The sequence below is a fragment of the Xanthomonas maliensis genome (genome assembly GCF_009192945.1).
GTDB lineage: Bacteria > Pseudomonadota > Gammaproteobacteria > Xanthomonadales > Xanthomonadaceae > Xanthomonas > Xanthomonas maliensis.
The window spans coordinates 17,069-37,282 of record NZ_NSET01000087.1; the positions used below are offsets into that span (position 1 = coordinate 17,069).

A 20,214-nucleotide genomic window follows, 5' to 3' on the forward strand; every position below is an offset into this window, starting at 1 on the left:
ATCAGGAGTTCGCATGTCGTTATCGATGTTGCCGTTGACTCACTCCCGCATCGCGCCGATGGCGCTGCGCCCGGCGCCGAGCCTGCTTGCCAGTGCCTTGTTGCTGGCCATCTGCGCGGGAGTCGCCATCCCCGTGCGTGCGCAGCAAGCGGGCGGCGATGCGACGCAGACGCTGGACAGCGTGGTGGTCACCGGCTCGCGTTTGCGCCGGGTGGACACCGAGACCGCCAATCCGGTCGTCACCGTCAGCCAGGAGCAGATCGCTGCCACCGGCAAGGCGACCGTCGGCGATCTATTGCAGGAACTGCCGTCCATCGCCGGCAATGCGACCAATCCCTATACCAACAACGGCGGCGGCACCGGCGCCTCGGCGATCTCGCTGCGCGGCCTGGGTGATAAACGCACGCTGGTGCTGGTCAACGGCATCCGCTTGGCTTACAACGACGTCAACGCGATTCCTTCCAGCATGATCGAACGCATCGAGGTGCTCAGCGATGGTGCGTCTGCGGTGTACGGCTCCGATGCGATCGGTGGCGTGGTCAACTTCATCCTGCGCTCGCGCTTCGACGGTGTGCAGTTCAGCAGCGACTTCGGTACCAGCAGCGAAGGCGATGGCAACCGCCGTAACTTCACCCTGACCACCGGCAAGACCTGGGAGCGCGGCAGCCTGATCGGCGGCCTGTCGTATCACAACATCGATGCCGTCTCGGCAGCGGCACGCGATTTCTCCAAGAACGCGCTCGCCCTGACCAATGGCCAGCCGGTGAAGCAGGGCTCCTCCGCCACCCCCACCGGCACGGTCAACTTCAATGACGGGTCGGATCAATCGCAGCTGCTCGCACAATCCAATGGCTGCGGGCGCGTCACCCTCAACAGCGGCGTCAGCGGACGCGCCAGTCCTGGCGACTTCCATTGTTACAACGCCAGTGCAGACTCGTACAACTATCAGCCGTTCAACCTGTTGCAGACCCCGCAAAAACGTACCAACGCCTTCCTGCTGGGCACCTACCGCTTCAGCGACAGCGTCGAGGGCTACGTCAATACCTGGTTCAGTAAAACCGAATCGGCCTCGATCATTGCGCCGATTCCGATCTTTTCCAATGGCGACAACATCCTGGTGTCGGCGCAGAGTGACTACAATCCCTTCGGCGTGAACTTCGGCACCGACCGCACCACCGGCACGTCATATAACGACCTCAACACGCGCGCCACCGTGCTGGGCAACCGCAGCTACCAATACAATACCTACAATTTTCAGATCAGCCCGGGCCTGCGTGGCCGTTTCGGCGACAGCTCCTGGCAGTGGGATGCCACCTTCAATTACGGCAAGGTTAAGCAAAAGTCGATCAACAACGGGTTTCTCGACTATGCCGCGTTCAATCAAGCCATCGGCCCATCGTTCTTGGACAGCGATGGGACGGTCAAGTGCGGCAGCGCGGGCGCAGTGATTGCCGGCTGCACGCCGTTGAATTTTTTCAACCTCAACGACAGCTCCAACCTGGCCACATTGCAGGGCATGGTGGTCAACCCCATCGTCACCAGCGTGTACACGGTCAAGCAATTCGAGGCCAATGCCAACGGCACGCTGTTCGCGTTGCCGGCAGGCGAGGCAAGTCTGGCAGCGGGCATTTCCTACCGCAAGGAACGCTCCACGACCGTCTCGGACCCGCTTTGGACCGGTGACGAAAACGGCCTGTGCGGCGTGATCGAATTCTGCTCCTCCACCTTGAGCGGCAGTTTCGATGTCAAGGAGGCGTATGCCGAAGCCCTGTTCCCGCTGCTCAAGGATCTGCCCGGCATCAATGCATTGAACATCACAATCGGCACGCGTTTTTCCGACTACAGCTCGGTGGGCAGCAAGACCAATAGCAAGCTGTCGCTGGAATACCGTCCCATCGAAAACCTGCTGCTGCGCGGCACCGTCTCGCAGGTGTTTCGCGCACCGAATATCAGCGAGCTGTACACCGGCGTGACCGGAGATTCGGCAACCGTCAACGACCCGTGCAATGGATACACCGGTGGCAATACGGTGGCCTGCGCCAACGTGCCCACCGATGGCAGCTACCAGCAGTCGGACGGCCAGGTATCGGGCAAGGCCTCTGGCGCGGCAGTGGCGGGATACCAGCTCAAGCCGGAAACCGGCAAGTCCTACGACGTCGGTTTCGTGTACGACCCGCAATGGGTCGACGGCTTGTCGCTGAGCGCGGACTGGTGGCGCATCGATCTGGAAGACACCATCACCACGGTGTCGGCGCAGACCGTGCTGAATCAATGTTTCGCCAATTCGGGCAGTTCGTTCTGCGCGTTGATCCATCGCAATGGCAACGGCACCATCAACTACATCGCCGAGCCGACGGTCAACCTGGGCAAGCTGTGGGCCAAGGGCATGGACTTCAACCTGACCTACCGCCTGCCTGCGACCGCCTGGGGCAATATCACCGCTGGCCTCAACGGCACCTATCTCACGCGTTACGATGTGTTGCCCGACACCACCGATCCGAGCTCGGTCACCATCCACAACGTGGGTCGCTACACCCAGGCCTATGGCAATTTCCCGCGTTGGCGCGCACTGGGTACGGTCAGCTGGGCATTGGACGATTGGAGCGCCACCTGGCGCATCCGCTATGTGGGGCACACGGCCATCGGTAATGCGGATCCGGACCAGAGCCTGTCGGCCGATTCCAGCGAACCGACCGTGGTGCGTAACATCGGCGCCTACGTCTACAACAACCTGCAGCTCGGCTACAACGTGGAGCCCTGGCATACGCGCTTCGAAGTCGGCGTCGACAACCTCGCCAACAAGCAGCCGCCGCTGTATTACTCCAACAATGTGGGTAATGCCAATACCGACGTGGCGACCTACGATCTGCTCGGGCGTTTTTACTGGGCACGTGCAACGGTGAAATTCTGAATGCGCAGTCGTCTCGCTCGCTGCGCGGCCGGATGCCACCGGCCACGCAGAAGTCGCGCAACCGCCAGCATGACCAGTGCAACGACGATGACGTTGTTGCGACCGCGTGCGCATGCATGCGCGCCATCAGGAGGTAAGCTGATCCCATGACGGAAACGCACGCAAGCGAACCGACCTGCAATCCCGCCCCGGCGTTGTCGCGGCGGCGCTTCCTGGCCTGGAGCAGTCTGGCGCTCGCTGCCGGTCTGGTGCGCTTTCCGGCGCAAGCGCAGGCGGCTCGCGCGGAAGCGGTGCGTGCGGTCCCATTGGCCCGGGTGCGACTGCTGCCGTCGATCTTCCTGGATGCACTGGCAACCAATCGCCGCTATCTGATGCGTCTGCAGCCCGATCGCCTGCTGCACAACTTCCTGCTCTATGCCGGCCTGGACCCGAAGGCGCCTGCTTACGGTGGCTGGGAGAGCGACACGATCGCCGGTCACACGCTCGGTCATTACCTCAGTGCGCTGGCGCTGATGCATGCCCAGACCGGCGATGCGGCCTGCGCGGAGCGCGCCCGCTATCTGGTCGCCGAGTTGGCCCGCTGCCAAGCGCAGGCTGGCGACGGCTACGTGGCTGGATTTACCCGCAAGACTGCCAGCGGGGAGATCGAAAGCGGGCGCGCCGTGTTCGACGAACTGCGGCGCGGCAAGATCGAGCCGCTGCCGTTCTATCTCAATGGCAGCTGGGCACCGCTGTACACCTGGCACAAGCTGTTCGCCGGGCTGCTCGATGTGCATGCGCATTGTGGCAATGGGCAGGCCTTGCAGGTGGCGGTGGGGCTGGCCGGCTATCTGCAACGTGTCTTCGCGGTGCTGGACGATGCGCAGTTGCAGAAGGTGCTGTCTTGCGAGTTCGGTGGCCTCAACGAATCGTTCGTCGAGCTGCATGTGCGTACGGGCGACGCCCAGTGGTTGGCGCTGGCGCAACGGTTGCATCATCACGCCGTGCTCGATCCGCTGAGCGCCCAGCGCGATGAACTGATGCATCAGCACGCCAATACCAATATTCCCAAGTTGATCGGGTTGGCGCGCGAGTTCGAGGTCAGCGGCGATCCCGCCGCGGGGGCGGCTGCGCGCTTCTTCTGGCATACGGTCACCGACCACCACACCTACGCCATCGGCGGCAACGGCGACCGCGAATACTTCCAGCGGCCGGACAGTCTTTCGAAGTTTCTCACCGAACAGACCTGCGAGCACTGCGCCAGCTACAACATGCTCAAGCTCACCCGCCATGTGTATCAATGGGGCCCGCAGGCAGAGCTGTTCGATTACTACGAGCGCACCTTGCTCAATCATGTGATGGCGCAACAGCATCCACGTACCGGCATGTTCACCTACATGACGCCGCTGCTGGCGGGCGAGGCGCGCGGATGGTCGTCGCCGTTCGATGATTTCTGGTGTTGCGTGGGCAGCGGCATGGAATCGCACGCGCAGTTCGGCGACTCGATCTACTGGGAGGACGGCCAAACCGTCTACGTGAATCTCTACGTGCCGTCGACGGTGCGCGACGCCGCTGGCCTAACGCTGAGCCTGCGCAGCGCGCTGCCGGAACAGGGGCAGGTGAGCGTGCGCATCGATGTTGCGCCGTCTGCCAGACGCACGCTCGCGTTGCGCGTGCCCGGCTGGGCTGGGGCGGTGGTTTTGCAGGTCAATGAGCAAGTGCAGTCGGTGCAGCCGCGCGATGGCTATCTGCGGGTCGAGCGGCTGTGGAGCGCCGGTGACCGGGTGTCCTTGCAGCTGGAGATGCCGCTGCGGTTGGAACCCACCCTTGATGACCCGGCTTGGGTCGCTGTCATGCGCGGCCCCTTGGTGCTGGCGGCCGATCTCGGCGACGCGGCGGCACCGTGGGACAACAAGACGCCGGCTTTGATCGGTGGCGACGATGTCCTGCAACGCCTGCAGCCGCTGCCGACGCAGGGGCATTATCGGTACAGCGATGGTGCGCAGCAGTGGCAGTTCTCGCCGTTCTATGCCCAGTTCGACCGCCGCAGCGCCGTCTATGTGGAACACCGTGATGCCACAGGCTGGCAACGTCGCATGGACGAACTGGCTGCCGCGCAGTCGCGCGAGCAGACGCTCAACGCCAGCGCGCTGGACTGGATCGCACTCGGGCAGGAAGCATCGGAAAAAGCACACGCCTTGCAAAGCGAGAGTTCCTATCCCCTTAGCTATCGTCGTCGCGCCGGTCGCGATGCTCGCACCGGCGGCTTCATCGCCTTTCACTTGCGCAATACCGCGCAGGCACGGGTGCTGCGGCTACGTTACTGGGGCGATGAGACGCGACGGCGCTTTCGCATTCTCGCCGATGGCGAGCTGGTCGCCAACGAGCGCCTGGACGGCGACCGCGGCCTGGACTTCGTCGATGTCGACTATCCACTGCCTGCGTTCGTCGTGGGACGCGCGCAGTTGCAGATCCGTATCGAGCCAGAGACGGGTTTTTCCGCCGGCCCGGCGTTCGGTTGCTGGGCATTGCCGGGTGGGACGCGTATCGGTTGATGCCGCTTGGTGGGACTGGCGTCATCAGGGCTTCATCCATTTGTGACGGACTTCGGGGTATAAGGCCCCCTCGTCTTGACTCATGGATGGTAAAGACCGATGAGCGCATCTCCCGCGACGATTCAGGATGCACTGGCGCGCCAATCCGATCGCCTGTTGCGCTTGCACTTTCCGGCCAACGATGGCCCGGCGGCGGTGTTGTTGCCGGAGCGGCTGGACGCAGACGAGGCGCTCTCGCGTGATTTTGCCTTCACCGTGACGCTGCTGTCGGACGATGCTGCCATTGCGGCCAAGACGTTAATCGGCAAGCTTGTCACGCTGGAGCTGGTTCGTCAGGACGCCGAACCCCGTTATTTCAATGGCTATGTGTTCGAGTTCGCGCGCGTACGCACCGACGGCGGCGTTGCGACGTATACGATGGTGCTGCGGCCCTGGATGGCATTCCTGCGGCTGCGGCAGAACAGCGGGCCATTGCACGGCAAGACCGTGGCCGAGCTTACCGACACCATCGCCGGCCGCTACCGACAGCAGGATCTGCGCACCGAACTGGGCGCGATGCCCGATCCGGCGATCACCCAGGCCATGCAGTGGCAGGAGAGCGACGCCAATTTCCTGCATCGCTGGTGGGAGGCGCGCGGCTGGTACTACCACTACGAACATCGGCGCGACGGCCACACCCTGGTCCTGCGCGACGATTCCCGTCAGGCCAAGCCGATCGATGGCCAAGCGCAGGTGCGTTACTTCGCCGAAGGCGGCCCGCACGACGAGGACGCGATCGCCGACTGGGCGCCGACCCGTCGGCTGTCGCCGACGCGCTATGCGGTGACCAGCTTCGATTTCAAGCAGCCAATGCCGAAGGCGGCCAGCATGCCGACGCTCAATCAGCAAGGCGAGGTGCCGGAGCTGGAAGTGTACGAGCACACCGGCGCCTATGGCTTTGTCAACGACAGTGCTGGCAGCGAACTGGCCAAGCTGCGGATGGAGGAGCTGGAAGCCGGTGCGAAGTGGTTCGATGCCCAAGGCAATTGTGCGCGCCTGCAACCGGGACGGGCCTTCGATCTTAGCGGGCACTTCGAGCATGATCAGGATGCGGTGGACGATCGCCAATTCCTGGTCGTGGCGGTCCGCCACGAAGCGGTCAACAACTACCTTGCCGACGAGCCGTCGCGCTACCGCAACCAAGCCACTGCGTTGCGGCAAAAAGTGCCGTGGCGGCCGGGACGTGGTTACAACAGCACGCGCCCGCGGGTGTATGGGCTGCATACCGCGCTGGTGGTGGGGCCGAAGGGCGAGGAGATCTATTGCGATGCTTATGGCCGCGTCGCCGCGCAGTTTCATTGGGACCGCACCGGCAAGTACGACGAAAACAGTTCCTGTATGTTGCGGGTCGCCACCTCGATGGCAGGCGAGCGTTTCGGTTTCGTCGCGGTACCGCGCATCGGCCAGGAAGTGATCGTGCAATTCCTCGATGGCGACGTCGATCGCGGTCTGATCACCGGCGTGGTGCCCAATCAGACCCAGATGCCGCCGTGGGAACTGCCGGACAATCGCACCCAGACCGGCTTCCTGACCCGTTCCAGCCCGGACGGCGTTTACGAAAACGCCAACGCCTTCCGCTTCGAGGACAAGAAGGGCCAGGAGGAAGTGTGGTTGCACGCCGAGAAGGACCAGCGGATCGAGGTGGAGCACGACGAGTCGCATTGGGTCGGCAACGATCGCAGCAAGCGCGTGGACCATAACGAAACCTCCTCCATCGGCGACAACCGCACCGAGGACGTCGGCCAAAACGAGACGATTTCCATCGGCAAGAACCGCAGTGTCACCATCGGCGGCAACAAGTCCGAAACGATCTCCCTGGCCAAGGCCGAAACCATCGGCCTGGCCAAGGCGCTGACGATCGGCGCCGCCTACCAGACCAGCGTCGGGGCGGCGATGAATACCAGTGTCGGGCTGTCGCAGACCGCGCAGATCGGCCAGAGCAAGTCCACCAAGGTGGGCAAGCGCTACCACATCAATGCCGGCGAGGAATTCATGGTGACGGTCGGCAAGTCCACCCTGGTCATGCGCGCTGATGGGACGGTGTTGATCAACGGGACCCAGTTCAACTTCAGCGCCAGCGGCCCGGTACAGATCATCGGCAAGGACGTGGACATCAACTGAGCAGGCGCGCCGAGCATGGAATTCCGCAATCTCACCCCCTTCGACGCGCTCTGCTACTCGGCGCTGGCGCCGGACGATCAGGAGCACCGGGTGATCGCCATGAAGGTAGCCTATCGGCTCTCCGTCGATCCGCAAACGCCGGGCCGTCTGCAGCCGCAACTGCTGGATGCAGAACCATTGCCGCTGTGCACGGCCGACACGTTCTATGGCGAGCCCGGACAGAGCAGCACCCGCGAGGAAAGCGATCTGGCGCCGTACAAGCCACGATGCGACGTGCTGCTGCGCGGCCATGCCTATGCGCCGCAAGGGCGGCCGCATGCGCAATGGATGAGTCGCCTGCGCGTCAGTCTGCCGCTGCCACTCGAGCCACCGCCGGAGATTCCGCTGCCGTACGGGCTGGCGCCCAATATGCCGCCGAGCTTCGAGCAACTGGAGCAGTGGCGGCGCGCGCAGGCGCATGCACTGCGGCTGCATGCCGAGCGACCGACCCATCGGGTGTTGCTGGACAAGTCGCTTCGGGTGAGCGGGCCACGGCAGTTCAGCCAGGCGCGCTTGCGCGGCGATTGGCGGGTCGGCGAGGCGCAGCCAGTGTCCGGCGTGCCGTTGCGCTGGGAGCATGCCTTTGGCGGGCACGCGCAGGTGGCCGATCGTGAGCGTGATCCGACGCTGGCGCCAGGGTGGCGCTTGAACGAGGTGTGCTTCAGCAATCCGCTCGGCTGCGGGTGGTTCGATGCGCGGCAATTCGATCTCGCCGGGCCGGATGAGTTACAGAGCCCGGAAGGCACGCCGGTACCGCAGTTCGAGTGGCCGGACGCACCGGTGCTACAGCCGTTGCTGGCGCGCAATCCGGAACCGCCGGTCGACGCCGCGGGCATGGCGACCGTAGCAGCCGGCTATGGCATGCAACCGGCGGGTTTTGGTGCACGTGGACGTGCCTGGGCGCCGCGGCTGGCGCTCGCCGGAAGCTACGACTGGCAGTGGCTCAACCAGCGTTGGCCTGGGCTGCCGCTGGACTTCGATTTTGGGTACTGGAACAGCGCCCCGGTCGACCAACAGGTCGAGCATCTGGCGCCGGATGCGCGGCTGGAGGTCTGGAACCTGACCGACCCGGCCCTGTCCGCCGATGGTTATGCGTGTTGCGATCTGCCGGGGCATCGCCCCTATGTGCTGGTGCGCATGCAGGATGGCGGTCTGTTGCCGCTGCCGTTGTTGACCGACACCGTGCTGTGGGACACCGATACGGCGACCCTGAGCCTGACCCATCGTGTTTCGCTGCCGCGCGACTGGCCGGTGCGCGCGATCGAAGCACGCTTCGAGAGCGATCCTGCCGCGCCGTTGGTGCGCTGGCCAGCGACGGAGACGGCCGGTGGCTGACAATTACGTCGCGCGCAAGCAGGCGGGCTGGCAGGTGGTCTCCATCTGTCCGGACGTGTGCAAAACCCCGATGGGCAGCAGCATTCCGGCGGTGCCGTATCCGCTGGTGGCCAAACTCGACACCGCCAGCCAACCTGCCGGCACGGTGCGCGCCAATGCGCATCCCATCGTCCTGTTCGACGCCAGCTACACGCCCGCAACCACCGGCGATGAAGCCGGAACCGCCAAGGGCGTGCAGAGTGGCACCGTCGCAGCCAAGGCCTGGCCGAAGCAGCGCAGCAGCACGGTGCGGGTCGAAGGCAAGCGGGTCATCCGTCACGACGACCAGTTCTGGATGAACGGCAATTACAGCGCGCCCAGCAGCAAGGCGCAGCGCTGGAAAGAACGTCAGGAGGCCATCGCGCGCGCGCGCGAAAAGGCGCGCGAGATGCCACCCGGCAAGAAGCGCGACGCGCTGTTGCGCAGTGCTGACCGTCTGGAGAAGAACAATTTTGCGGTCGAACGCGCGCGGCTTTCTCAGAGTGCCTACAGCAATGACGGCAGTGCCCCAGAGGGATGGCGCAATGTCAGCAACGATAGCGGGCAGTTGAGCAAGTACGGGTTGAAGCCGAGTGACCTCTCGCCTGAGGGGAGCAACTTCCGCGCCCAGCTGTATGCGCCGGACCCTGCAGTGTTTGGCGACAGCATGCAGCCGACGCTCGCCTTCAAGGGCACCGACATGCTCAGTGGCGCTGACTGGTCGAACAACATCGCGCAGGGGCTGGGGCATCCGTCCGAGTATTATCAACGTGCCGTCGGTATCGGCACTGCTGCAGGGCGCGCGGGCTCTCCGCTGCATTTCGCCGGCCACTCGCTGGGCGGCGGCCTGGCCTCGGCGGCATCGCAGGCCAGCGGATTCCCTGCCACCACGTTCAATGCTGCCGGGCTGAATTCCGGTACCGTGGCGCAGTACGGCGGCACCGCGGCTGCTTCGGATATCGATGCGTTCCGGGTCGCCGGTGAGGTGCTGACGCGGTTCCAGGAAGGTGGCGTGCTGGAGAACGGACCGCTCGGCGCTTTGATCAGCCATATGGCACCGGACGCAGCTGGTGTACCGCATGAATTGATGCAGGCCCCAGGAAATGGCGACATGTTCCGAAAGCATATGATCGGCCCAACCATCGACGCCATCGAGCAGGAGAAGAAGCTCGACCTTGCCAAGATGGACGCGCTCTCCGCTCCCCGACAACCCTTCGATATCAATTCCATCCCGACGCCCAGCACCACGCCTGGACCAGGCGGGCATCTGGAAGGCTATGGAACCGACTGATGAAAGGACAGCACGCATGTATGCGCTTCTTCGTTCGAGATTGCGGCGGCTGTGGCCGTGGCTTGCGGCAGGAATGTGCTGGCTGCTGGCGGGGTGCGGCATGAGCGCGCAAGGGCAGGGCGTCGACGCGTTCGACGGCCCGCTGCGGCAAGCAGCCGAGGCCATCCAGCGTGGCGATCCACGGCAGTTGCGGACACTGGCGCAGCAAGGTGTCGCGTTGGACGGCGTGGGGAAGTCGCAGCTCACCCTGCTGTGGTACGCCATCCAGACCCATCGCTACGATGCGGTACGCGAGCTGGTGGCCCTGGGCGTGGATCCGGACACGCATGCCGTCGCGCCGCTGGGAACGCCGCTGCAGCACGCGCTGACCCATGACACCGCATTGCTCGCGGCCATGCTGGACGGAGGGCTGTCGCCCAATCATCAGGCCGCCGACGGCGTGCCGTTGCTGCAGCGCGCCGTGTTTGGCGACGGCGCCGAAGAGCGCGTGCGGCTGCTGGTGGAGCGGGGTGCCGACGTCAACCTGCGCGACGACATTGGCGACTCGGCGCTGTCCGAAGCGATCGATGCACGCAGGCCGGATATCGCGCTGTATCTACTCGAACATGGTGCGGCCTGGGATGCGGCTGCGCGCAATGGCGACACGCCCGCCTGGGGCGTGGAGTGGACGCTGCGCCGGCTGGGTGTTGCGGCGCCAGCCGGCAAGGCCACCGATATCAGCGTCGATGCCAAGGGCGAGGTGGTCCGGCGTGACACCACCCCTGCGCCGGCTCCGGTAGATCCTGCGACTGCCGCATTGCGCCAAGGCTTCGAGCGGCTGCGCGCCGCGATGATCGCCAAGGGCGCGCAATTCCCGGCCGATCCACCGGCGACCGTGCGTGCGCGCATGAAGGCGGCCGGGCAACCGGTGGCGGAATAACTGATCGGGACGAGCCGGGCCGTGATCGGCTCAAACCAGACAAGGACGGTCGGCGCGCATGGCAATAAAGCTAGACATTCAGCCAGTCAAGATCGCTCGCTACGATCCGATCAACAATCTCACCTTCAACGTCTCCCGCCTACCCGAAGGTGTTCGCGTCGAGACGTTCAACGGCCAGGACTTGAATAGTCCGCATGCCGACGGCGTGCTGTCGTACGAGGCGTATGAGAAGCTGCGCAAGGGAGTCCCCCAAGCCGACCTGCCGGAACTGCATCCACCTGAAAAGGAGGCGCCGCCGGGCAATACCGTCGGCCGGGTGGTCGGCGAGAGTGGCGCCGCGCCGGTCAAGGCCGCTCAGGCCAACCCACCCGTAAAGACCGAGACAGAAGCGGAGCAGGGCTTCTGGGATACCTGGGGCACCACCCTGCTGGATGGCACCCAGACTGCGCTGGACGTGGCCGGACTGTTCCCGCTGATCGGCGAGTTCGCCGACCTGGGCAATGCCGGCATCAGCGCCGCACGCGGCGACTTCATCGGTGCCGGCTTGTCGCTGGCTTCGGCGATCCCCTTCGCCGGCTGGGGCGCGGCCGGCGCCAAGGCGGCGCGCCGGATCGCGCAAGGCACGGAGGCGACGGCCAAGCTCGGCAAGGAAGCAGCCGAGCGCGGAGCGGAGCGGCTGACCTCGAAGGCGGAGAAGGAGCTCGCCGAACGGGAAGCTGCGCAGGCGGGCAAGCATGGCTCGGATGGCATGAAGAGCAAGGGGCGCGGCAAAGGGCCTTGCGACCATTTGAAGAAAGGTAACCCGAATGGCAAGGGGCCGTATCGCGGCGGATCGTATGGCGGGACCAAGCAGTCAGGAATCGAATCGCATCATGCGCCTGCCGACAGTGTCAGTCCGCTGCCGAGAAGTCAGGGGCCGGCGATCCAGATGCACCCCGATGATCATGGAATGACATCCAGCCATGGTCATAAGGGGCGGAAAGGCGAGCTCTATCGTCAGTCGATCGATGACTTGCTGGCGCAAGGAAAATGGAGGGACGCACTGGTGAAGGAGCTTCGAGACATTAGGGATCTGTCGGGCAAAATAGGTGATCCGACCAAGTACAACGAGGCGATGCTGGAAATGATTGAATATTTCAAGTGTCTGGAGAAGCATGGCCTCCTTCCTGGAGGTATCTCGTGATCTACGAACTCAAGCCGTATCTGTCGATTGGCGATCTCGCTTTCGGCATGGGGTATGACGCCTTGGTGACCCAGCTGGGCGAGCGCGTGGGACGAACGGTCGACGATGGCGATGGAGTGCAGGAGGTGTACTTCCATGGCACCAAGGGATTGGCCCAGGTCGACATCGAGAGCGATCGCCTGGTTGAGGTTGGCTTTTCGCGCAGTGCGGACTATGAGGTCGTCGTCGCCGGGATTTCCGTCTTCAACGGCAACTGCACCCAGGTATTGAAGCAGTTGGTTCAGTTGGATCCAGGCGCGCGTCGCGGACGTGGCGGTGCGGTGGTGCTGCCCGGGCTGGGCGTGTCGCTGACCGGATTCGACAGCATCGCCGACGATCCCTCGATGGGGATGACGGCCTTCGCGGAAGGGCAGTGGGACGATCTGTTGGCGCGCATGCAGCCCTTTTCGATCGATTAGCCGCTGACCAGCAACGTCCGCGCGATGCTGCAACCTCCGGGAGTGAACCTCGCCAATGGCGACGTTGCCAATGTGCAAACGCAAAGACCGGCCATGAGGCCGGTCTTTGCGTAATGCCGCCTGGGGTGGATCAGGCGGACAGTTCGAGCAGCAGCTTGTTCAACCGCCGCACATAGCCGGCAGGGTCCTTGAGGCTGTCGCCGGCGGCCAGTGCCGCCTGGTCGAACAGCACCCGGCTCAGGTCGCCGAAGCGGTCCATGTCCGGCTCGGCGTCGAGCTTTTCGATCAGTGGGTGGGTCGGGTTGAACTCGAACACCGGCTTGCTCTCCGGCACCGCCTGGCCGCTGGCTTCCAGCAGCTGGCGCATCTGCAGGCCGAGGTCGCCCTGGCCGATGGCCAGGATCGCCGGCGAATCGGTCAGGCGGTGCGAGACGCGCACTTCCGCGACCTCGTCGCCGAGGGCCGCCTTGATCCGCGAGGCCAGGCCTTCCTTGGATTTGGCGATCTCTTCCTGCGCCTTCTTGTCCTCTTCCGAATCCAGCTTGCCCAGATCCAGGTCGCCGCGCGCCACGTCCACGAACGACTTGCCGTCGAACTCGGTCAGGTAGCTCATCAGCCACTCGTCGATGCGATCGGTCAGCAGCAGCACTTCGATGCCTTTCTTGCGGAAGACTTCCAGATGCGGGCTGTCCTTGATCTGCGCGTAGCTCTCGCCGGTGAGGTAGTACAGCTTGTCCTGGCCTTCCTGCATGCGCCCGACATAGTCGGCCAGCGCCACGCTCTGCGCGCCGCTGCCATCGTGGGTGGAAGAGAAGCGCAGCAGGCCGGCGACCTTTTCGCGGTTGCTGTAGTCCTCGGCCGGGCCTTCCTTCAGCGCCTGGCCGAAGTTGCGCCAGAACGTGGCGTACTCCTCGGGCTTGTCCTTGGCCAGTTTCTCCAGCATGTCCAGCGAACGCTTGGTCAGCGCGGACTTCATCGAGTCCACGACCGGCCCGGATTGCAGGATCTCGCGCGAGACATTCAACGACAGGTCGGCCGAATCCACCACGCCCTTGATGAAGCGCAGGTACAGCGGCAGGAATTGTTCGGCCTGGTCCATGATGAAGACGCGCTGCACGTACAGCTTCAGGCCCTTGGCCGAGTCGCGGTGGTACAGGTCGAACGGCGCGCGCCCAGGCACGAACAGCAGCGAGGTGTACTCCAGCTTGCCTTCGACCTTGTTGTGGCTCCATGCCAGCGGGTTGCTGGCATCGTGCGCGATGTGCTTGTAGAACTCCTGGTATTCCTCGTCCTTGATCTCGGACTTGGGGCGCGTCCACAACGCACTGGCGCGGTTGACCGATTCCCACTCGGGCTCGGCCGGCTTGTCGGCCTCCTCGCCATGGTGCTCCTTGCGCATCTCGATCGGCAGGCCGATATGGTCGGAATACTTCTTGAGAATGCCGCGCAGCGTCCAGCCGTCGGCGAACTTGTCTTCGCCTTCCTTCAAGTGCAGCACGATGCGGGTGCCGCGCTCGGGCTTGTCGACGCTGGCGACCTCGAATTCGCCTTCGCCCCGCGAGGACCAGTGCACGCCCTCGCTGGCCGGCAGGCCGGCGCGGCGGGAGTAGACGTCGACCTGATCGGCCACGATGAAGGCGCTGTAGAAACCCACGCCGAACTGGCCGATCAGGTTGGCGTCCTTCTTCTGGTCGCCGCTCAGGTGCTTCAGAAAGTCGGCGGTGCCCGACTTGGCGATGGTGCCGAGGTGGGCGACCGCATCCTCGCGGCTCATGCCGATGCCGTTGTCGTCGATGGTGACGGTGCGCGCGTCCTTGTCGAAGTCGACCCGGATCCGCAGCGGCTCGCCGCCTTCCAGCAACTCCGGCTTGACCAGCGCCTCGAAGCGCAGCTTGTCGGCGGCATCGGCGGCGTTGGAGACCAGCTCGCGCAGGAAGATCTCTTTGTTGGAATACAGCGAATGGATCATCAGCTGCAGCAGCTGCTTGACCTCGGTCTGGAAGCCCAGTGTCTGCTTGTCGGTCTCAACGGTCATATGGTCTCCATGGTGGTCCGGGCCGCGATACGGGCCGATGGCCGGGGGATGAGGGTGCGCGGCGATTTTTCAAGGCAGGCGCCTGCATGCAGCGTTGCGTGGTCCATGGGGCGGGGCCGTGCGGGCGGCGGTATCATGGCGGTCCCTGGTTCCGTATGCCTGCATGTCGCCTTCCGCCCCCGCCAGCTCCAGCAGACGTCCGCCGAGCGCCAGGTGGCAGTGGTGAGCCGCCAGCTGCGGTCGGCGCCCGCTGGGCGCGAAGGGCAGGTGCGCATCGTCGGCGGCCGCTGGCGCAATACCCGGTTGGCCGTGCCCGACCTGCCGGGCCTGCGGCCCAGCAGCGATCGCGTCCGCGAAACCTTGTTCAACTGGTTGATGCCGAAGTTGCCCGGCGCGCGGGTGTTGGACCTGTTCGCCGGCTCTGGTGCATTGGGCCTGGAGGCGGTCTCGCGCGGCGCCGCCCAGGCCATTCTGGTCGAACGCGACACGGGTCTGGTGCAGCGCCTGCGCGAGCATGTGGTCCGGCTGCAAGCGGGCGAGCAGGTGCAGGTGGTGCAGGGCGATGCAGTGCGCTGGCTGGAACAGCCGCCGGCCGCCCCGGCCGATCTCGTCTTCGTCGATCCGCCCTTTGCCGATGGCCTGTGGGCGGGGGTGCTGGAACGTCTGCCGGCGCATCTTGCTGCGGACGCCTGGTTATACCTGGAGGGGCCAGCCGGACAGCCGCCGCTGGCCCCGCCGGGCTGGGCCGTGTACCGCGAGGGCAGCACCCGCGAGGTGCGCTATGGGCTCTACCGCCGTGCCACTGCTACACTGAACGACGACTCGACCCCGGCAGCAACCCTATGACTGTGGCCAACCGCCGCATCGCCGTCTACCCCGGTACCTTCGATCCGATTACCAACGGTCATATCGACCTGGTGCACCGTGCTGCGCCGTTGTTCGAGCGCGTGGTCCTGGGCGTGGCGCAAAGTCCCTCCAAGGGCCCGGCGTTGCCGCTGGAGCAGCGGGTGGCGTTGGCGCAGGAAGCCTTGGCCGCGCATGCCAATGTCGAGGTTCGCGGTTTCGATACCTTGCTGGCGCACTTCGTGCGCGAAATGGGCGCGGGCGTGCTGCTGCGCGGTCTGCGCGCGGTGTCCGACTTCGAATACGAGTTCCAGATGGCCAGCATGAACCGCCATCTGATCCCGGAAGTGGAGACGCTGTTCCTCACTCCGGCCGAGCAGTACAGCTTCATTTCCTCGTCGTTGGTGCGCGAAATCGCGCGTCTGGGCGGGGATGTCTCCGGGTTCGTTCCGGCATCGGTCGTCGAAGCCCTGCGCCAGGTGCGCGCCTCGCGCGCCCAGGTCTGATCCCTTCTGCAGTCACATCACCACATCGCTTTCAACGGGAGGAGTTTCATGAAACACACCATGCGCGCCCTGGCGCTCGCCTCGATCGCCGCTCTGGCGGTCACCGCCTGCAAGAAGGAAGAAGCGGCACCGACCGCCGCCGCTGCTCCGGCTGCGCTGAAGGCGCCGGCCAAGGACGACAATGCCGGCTGGAAGAAGTACCTGCAGGAAGTGGTTGGCCAGAACCTGGGCAACACCACCAACAGCCCGTTCCTGTACTACTTGCCGCCGGAATCCGATGCCGAGTTCGCCGGCAGCTACGAGCGTCAGCTGGAGAGCGTCAAGACCGCGCTGGCGCGTGGCGTGCAGCCGGGCAACATGCTGGCGTTCGGTTCCTCGGCCTCGACCAAGATGGCCGATCTGATCGAAGCGGCGTTCAAGGATGTGCCGGCCGACTCGATGAAGGGCGTGCGCGTGCTGTTCATCGGCGATGCCGCCGAGAATGCCCGCGTGCAGACCATCGTCAAGCCCAAGGGCGCGGAATACACCTTCGTTGAAGCCAAGTAATGCCGTTCCAGGCCGGGTGCGCGGGAGGGCGCATCCGGCCGCGGCGTGGAAACGCACCATGCCATCCTCGCACTCCATCCGCAGCGCCGTTGTTGCCACCGCGCTGCCGCTGATCCACGCCGACGGCCAGGCCGTCGACCGCCTCGCCGTGGCGCTCGCGTCGGAGGCCACATGGCGCTGAAGATCAACGAACTGTGCGTCAATTGCGATGTCTGCGAGCCGGCATGTCCCAACCATGCCATTGCGATGGGCGAAACCATCTACGTCATCGACCCGGCGCGTTGCACCGAATGCGTGGGGCACTTCGACGAGGCCCAGTGTGTGGTGGTCTGTCCGGTGGAGTGCATCGATCCGGACCCGGCCATTCCGGAGACCCACGATCAATTGCTTGCCAAGCTGATGCGGCTGCAGCGCGAGCACCCCGAATTGTACGAACAGGAGCCCCCCCTCCCATGAGCCAGCCTTCCTGCCGTTTCGTCCTGCAACGCGTGCTGTGGCTGGGCCTGTTGCTGGCGCCGGCCGCCTGGGCCGCCGATGCGGCCGATGGCACCCGCACGCAACCGTCGGCGACATTGGCAGCGCATCCCCCCGGTGCAGCCGTGGCCAGCGGCCATGCATTGGCCACCGAGGCCGGCCTGCAGATCCTGCGCGAGGGCGGCAATGCCTTCGATGCGGCGGTGGCGGTGTCCTCCACGTTGGCGGTGGTCGAGCCGATCAGCTCGGGGCTGGGCGGTGGCGGATTCTTCCTGCTGCACGATGCCAAGACTGGCCAGGACGTGATGCTGGACGCGCGCGAATATGCGCCCGAATCGGCCACGCCCGAGCGTTTTCTCGACAAGAAGGGCGCGCTGGATCGCGATCGCTCGATCAACGGGCCGTGGTCGGCAGGCATCCCCGGGCTGCCGGCGGCGCTGGTCGAACTGGCCGGCAAGCATGGCCGACTGCCGTTGGCGCAATCGCTGGCCCCGGCGATCCGCATCGCCCGCGAAGGCTTTCCGGTGTACGCGCGCATGGCCAAGGGCTATGCCTCGCGGCGTGAGGTGATGGAGCGCTATCCCGGGACCCGCGAGGTCTACCTGCGTCACGGTCGTCCGATCGCCGAAGGCGATCTCTTCCAGCAGCCCGAGCTGGCGCATACCCTGCAATTGCTGGCCGACCAGGGCTTCGATGGGTTCTACAAGGGCGAGACCGCGCGCAAGCTGCTGGCCGGCGTCAAACAGGCCGGTGGCCAATGGACCGCGGCCGAACTGGCGGGTTACCGGGTCAAGCAGCGCACGCCGATCCAGTTCGATTACCGCGGCTGGAAGATCACCACCGCACCGCCGCCGTCTTCCGGCGGCATCGCACTGGCCGAGATGCTGCAGATCCTGGAAGGCTGGGATCTGCGCAGCCTCGATGAAGTGCATCGCACCCACCTGGTCGTGGAAGCGATGCGGCGCGCCTATCGCGACCGCACGTTCTTCCTGGGCGATCCTGACTTCGTGCAGATTCCGCAGAAGGTGCTGACCAGCAAGGACTATGCGCAAGGCCTGCGCGCGACCATCAATCCGGACAAGGCCACCCCCAGCGATCTGCTGTCGGGCAATCCGACTCCGCTGGAAGATGACGAGACCACGCATTTCTCCATTATCGACCGCGACGGCAACCGCGTTGGTGCCACCCAGACCGTCAATCTGCTGTACGGCTCCGGTCTGATTCCCAAGGGGACCGGCGTATTGCTCAACGACGAGATGGACGACTTCGCGCTCAAGCCCGGTACGCCGAATGCCTTCGGTGTGATGGGCTACGCCGCCAATGCGCCCAAGTCGGGCAAGCGCATGCTGAGCTCGATGACGCCGACCTTCATGGAATCGGCCGACAAGGTTGCCGTGCTCGGCACCCCGGGCGGCAGCCGCATCATCACCATGGTGCTGCTGGGCATCCTGGGCTACGACGACGGACTGGATGCGCAGCAGGTGAGCGCACTGCCGCGTTACCACCACCAGTGGCTGCCTGACGTCATCGAGGCCGAGAGCAACGCCCTCTCGCCGCAGGTCGCCAAAGGCCTGGAGGCCTTGGGGCACACGCTCAAGCTGCCCGGCGACAGCGCCGAGGGTGGACGCGGTTCCAGCCATGTCTGGGGCAATTTCCAGACCGTGGAGTGGGACCGTCGCCGCAACCTCCTCAGCGGCGGCAGCGATCCACGCAATCCAGTGGGCAAGGCAGAAGTGCAGTTGGATGCGGACGTCGGCGCGAAGGCCGCATCACGATGATCCTCAGCAGGCGGCAGGCGAATGCCTGCCGCCTGTCTGTGCGTATCGACGCTCGTCGCTGATCCTCGATCAGGCCAGCAGCCCGTAGTAGTGACCATCCTTGGCCTCATAAACGGTGTAGGTCTCGTCGTAGTCGTCCTTCTTCTTGTTCACGGCGTCGTCGAGCAGGCGCACAACGAGCTTGCCTTCCAGAATGTAGACGTCCGGGTTCGTATTGCCGCCGAGGAATGGCTTCCAGCGCGCCATGCCGCGTTGTTTTGCCTGGTGCTGGTCGGGGTCCAGGGTGCCTGGCGCGATCGGTTTCTTGTTGCTGTCGATAATGTTCATCGGCTGTCCTTCGGCTCGTGGAGTGGCGATGCGCCCATCGCTGCGATCGGGTGGACGCAGCGGCAGGACGCCAGGCCAAGTTAGCCGGCAGCCGACGGAGGGGATCGGCGTAAACGAGGCAAAGCACGGGCTTTTCGCTGAAGAGTCGCATTCTCTTTCCTGCATAAGCCTGGCATTTGGGCTGCGGTGACGCTGTGCCAGGCGAATCGCCGAAAGAGTGCGACGCCGCTCCCGGTTGCTTTTCAGCCTTGAAAGATTCAAGGGAAGTGGCGCCCATTCAAGGGGCGCGTCATGAGTGCATACACGTCATGTTGCGTCTACCTTCATATTCCAGGGACGTCGCCGCACGGATAGGCATCGTCATTGATGCGAGAAGGAGAGGTTGAAATGGCACGCCACGGCCAACAGGTCACCTGATTAGTCCTTTCCGAAGATGCTCGCCATGCGCAGTGCCTGCTCTGGAGTGTGCTTGTAACGCGTCATCGCCGTGGCGCGTCGTGGCAGCATCGCGGGCAGGCGGAACCGGCGGTTGAAGCGGTAGGCGGCTGCGGCCAGATGCGGCCTTGCGTATTTGCCTTGCGCGATGGTGCGCTCGGCCGTCACCTTGATGATCTTGTGCTTCACTCTCCAGGCCGTCTTGTCGTTGGGCCCATAATGGCGTCTCAGTTACGGCACGGCCCTGTTGGTCTTGGTCGAGGTCAATAGGTGCAAGGCCGGAATCCAGGTGCGCAGTTGCGGCTTGGTGCCTTGGAGCACCGTGCCAGCTATCGGATTGGTCTGGTACCGGCACGCGCTGCACTGGTCTTCGATGACGCCACACGTTTGCAGCGCCAGCGCTCCTCGCGCACAGCAGGGCA

Annotated in this window: 16 protein-coding genes and 1 pseudogene; 14 read left to right on the top strand and 3 right to left on the bottom strand. The window is 64.7% G+C overall.

Annotated elements, in window-relative coordinates:
* Window positions 1-13 precede the first annotated feature (13 nt).
* The 8 genes from CKY51_RS20910 (at window position 14) to CKY51_RS20945 (ending at window position 12,848) form a co-directional block, all read left to right on the top strand.
* Complete coding sequence (locus CKY51_RS20910) at window positions 14-2,911, top strand: TonB-dependent receptor (RefSeq protein WP_425509529.1); 2,898 nt, start codon at window positions 14-16, stop codon at window positions 2,909-2,911.
* A gap of 146 nt (window positions 2,912-3,057) precedes the next feature.
* Window positions 3,058-5,445 carry a glycoside hydrolase family 127 protein gene (locus CKY51_RS20915; protein WP_152249876.1) on the top strand — a complete coding sequence of 796 codons (2,388 nt, stop codon included), beginning with the start codon at window positions 3,058-3,060 and terminating at the stop codon, window positions 5,443-5,445.
* 99 nt (window positions 5,446-5,544) lie between these two features.
* Window positions 5,545-7,605: a type VI secretion system Vgr family protein gene (locus tag CKY51_RS20920; RefSeq protein ID WP_152249878.1), complete on the top strand. Its 2,061-nt coding sequence runs from the start codon at window positions 5,545-5,547 to the stop codon at window positions 7,603-7,605.
* A gap of 15 nt (window positions 7,606-7,620) precedes the next feature.
* Window positions 7,621-8,979: a DUF2169 family type VI secretion system accessory protein gene (locus CKY51_RS20925; RefSeq protein WP_022974469.1), complete on the top strand. Its 1,359-nt coding sequence runs from the start codon at window positions 7,621-7,623 to the stop codon at window positions 8,977-8,979.
* The gene (locus tag CKY51_RS20930) at window positions 8,972-10,288 is read left to right on the top strand and encodes a Tle-like phospholipase domain-containing protein (protein WP_022974470.1); all 1,317 of its coding nucleotides are present in this window, start codon (window positions 8,972-8,974) and stop codon (window positions 10,286-10,288) included. Before CKY51_RS20925 ends, CKY51_RS20930 begins: the two co-directional genes overlap by 8 nt.
* Window positions 10,289-10,388: 100 nt before the next feature.
* Window positions 10,389-11,207, top strand: a complete 819-nt coding sequence (locus CKY51_RS20935; RefSeq protein WP_031340930.1) for an ankyrin repeat domain-containing protein — start codon at window positions 10,389-10,391, stop codon at window positions 11,205-11,207.
* Between the two features lie 58 nt (window positions 11,208-11,265).
* Window positions 11,266-12,390 carry a hypothetical protein gene (locus CKY51_RS20940; protein ID WP_152249880.1) on the top strand — a complete coding sequence of 375 codons (1,125 nt, stop codon included), beginning with the start codon at window positions 11,266-11,268 and terminating at the stop codon, window positions 12,388-12,390.
* Complete coding sequence (locus tag CKY51_RS20945) at window positions 12,387-12,848, top strand: hypothetical protein (protein WP_152249882.1); 462 nt, start codon at window positions 12,387-12,389, stop codon at window positions 12,846-12,848. Before CKY51_RS20940 ends, CKY51_RS20945 begins: the two co-directional genes overlap by 4 nt.
* A gap of 130 nt (window positions 12,849-12,978) precedes the next feature.
* Here the strand turns inward: CKY51_RS20945 and htpG are convergent, their stop codons facing one another.
* Window positions 12,979-14,883 (bottom strand): molecular chaperone HtpG, encoded by a 1,905-nt coding sequence (htpG, locus tag CKY51_RS20950; RefSeq protein ID WP_022971882.1) that lies wholly within the window; start codon window positions 14,881-14,883, stop codon window positions 12,979-12,981.
* A gap of 222 nt (window positions 14,884-15,105) precedes the next feature.
* Here htpG and rsmD point away from each other — a divergent pair, with 222 nt between their 5' ends.
* Genes rsmD through ggt form a run of 6 tightly spaced genes read left to right on the top strand, consistent with a single transcriptional unit; the run spans window position 15,106 to window position 19,030 of the window.
* Window positions 15,106-15,729, top strand: coding sequence for a 16S rRNA (guanine(966)-N(2))-methyltransferase RsmD (gene rsmD / locus CKY51_RS20955; RefSeq protein ID WP_031339407.1), 624 nt, complete (start codon window positions 15,106-15,108; stop codon window positions 15,727-15,729).
* Window positions 15,726-16,232, top strand: a complete 507-nt coding sequence (coaD, locus tag CKY51_RS20960) for a pantetheine-phosphate adenylyltransferase (protein WP_022971884.1) — start codon at window positions 15,726-15,728, stop codon at window positions 16,230-16,232. Before rsmD ends, coaD begins: the two co-directional genes overlap by 4 nt.
* Window positions 16,233-16,280: 48 nt before the next feature.
* Window positions 16,281-16,778, top strand: coding sequence for a hypothetical protein (locus tag CKY51_RS20965; RefSeq protein ID WP_022971885.1), 498 nt, complete (start codon window positions 16,281-16,283; stop codon window positions 16,776-16,778).
* A gap of 58 nt (window positions 16,779-16,836) precedes the next feature.
* Window positions 16,837-16,959, top strand: a complete 123-nt coding sequence (locus tag CKY51_RS22855; RefSeq protein WP_022971886.1) for a hypothetical protein — start codon at window positions 16,837-16,839, stop codon at window positions 16,957-16,959.
* Window positions 16,950-17,234 (top strand): YfhL family 4Fe-4S dicluster ferredoxin, encoded by a 285-nt coding sequence (locus CKY51_RS20970; protein WP_022971887.1) that lies wholly within the window; start codon window positions 16,950-16,952, stop codon window positions 17,232-17,234. The genes CKY51_RS22855 and CKY51_RS20970 overlap by 10 nt, the downstream gene beginning before the upstream one ends.
* Window positions 17,231-19,030, top strand: a complete 1,800-nt coding sequence (ggt, locus tag CKY51_RS20975; RefSeq protein ID WP_022971888.1) for a gamma-glutamyltransferase — start codon at window positions 17,231-17,233, stop codon at window positions 19,028-19,030. The genes CKY51_RS20970 and ggt overlap by 4 nt, the downstream gene beginning before the upstream one ends.
* A 69-nt stretch (window positions 19,031-19,099) precedes the next feature.
* On the opposite strand, the gene CKY51_RS20980 is transcribed toward ggt, so the two are convergent.
* Together CKY51_RS20980 and CKY51_RS22805 are read right to left on the bottom strand one after the other, a co-directional pair.
* Window positions 19,100-19,357: a hypothetical protein gene (locus CKY51_RS20980; RefSeq protein ID WP_152249884.1), complete on the bottom strand. Its 258-nt coding sequence runs from the start codon at window positions 19,355-19,357 to the stop codon at window positions 19,100-19,102.
* A gap of 417 nt (window positions 19,358-19,774) precedes the next feature.
* Window positions 19,775-20,212: pseudogene (locus CKY51_RS22805) on the bottom strand (hypothetical protein); the annotation flags it as partial.
* Window positions 20,213-20,214: the final 2 nt, after the last annotated feature.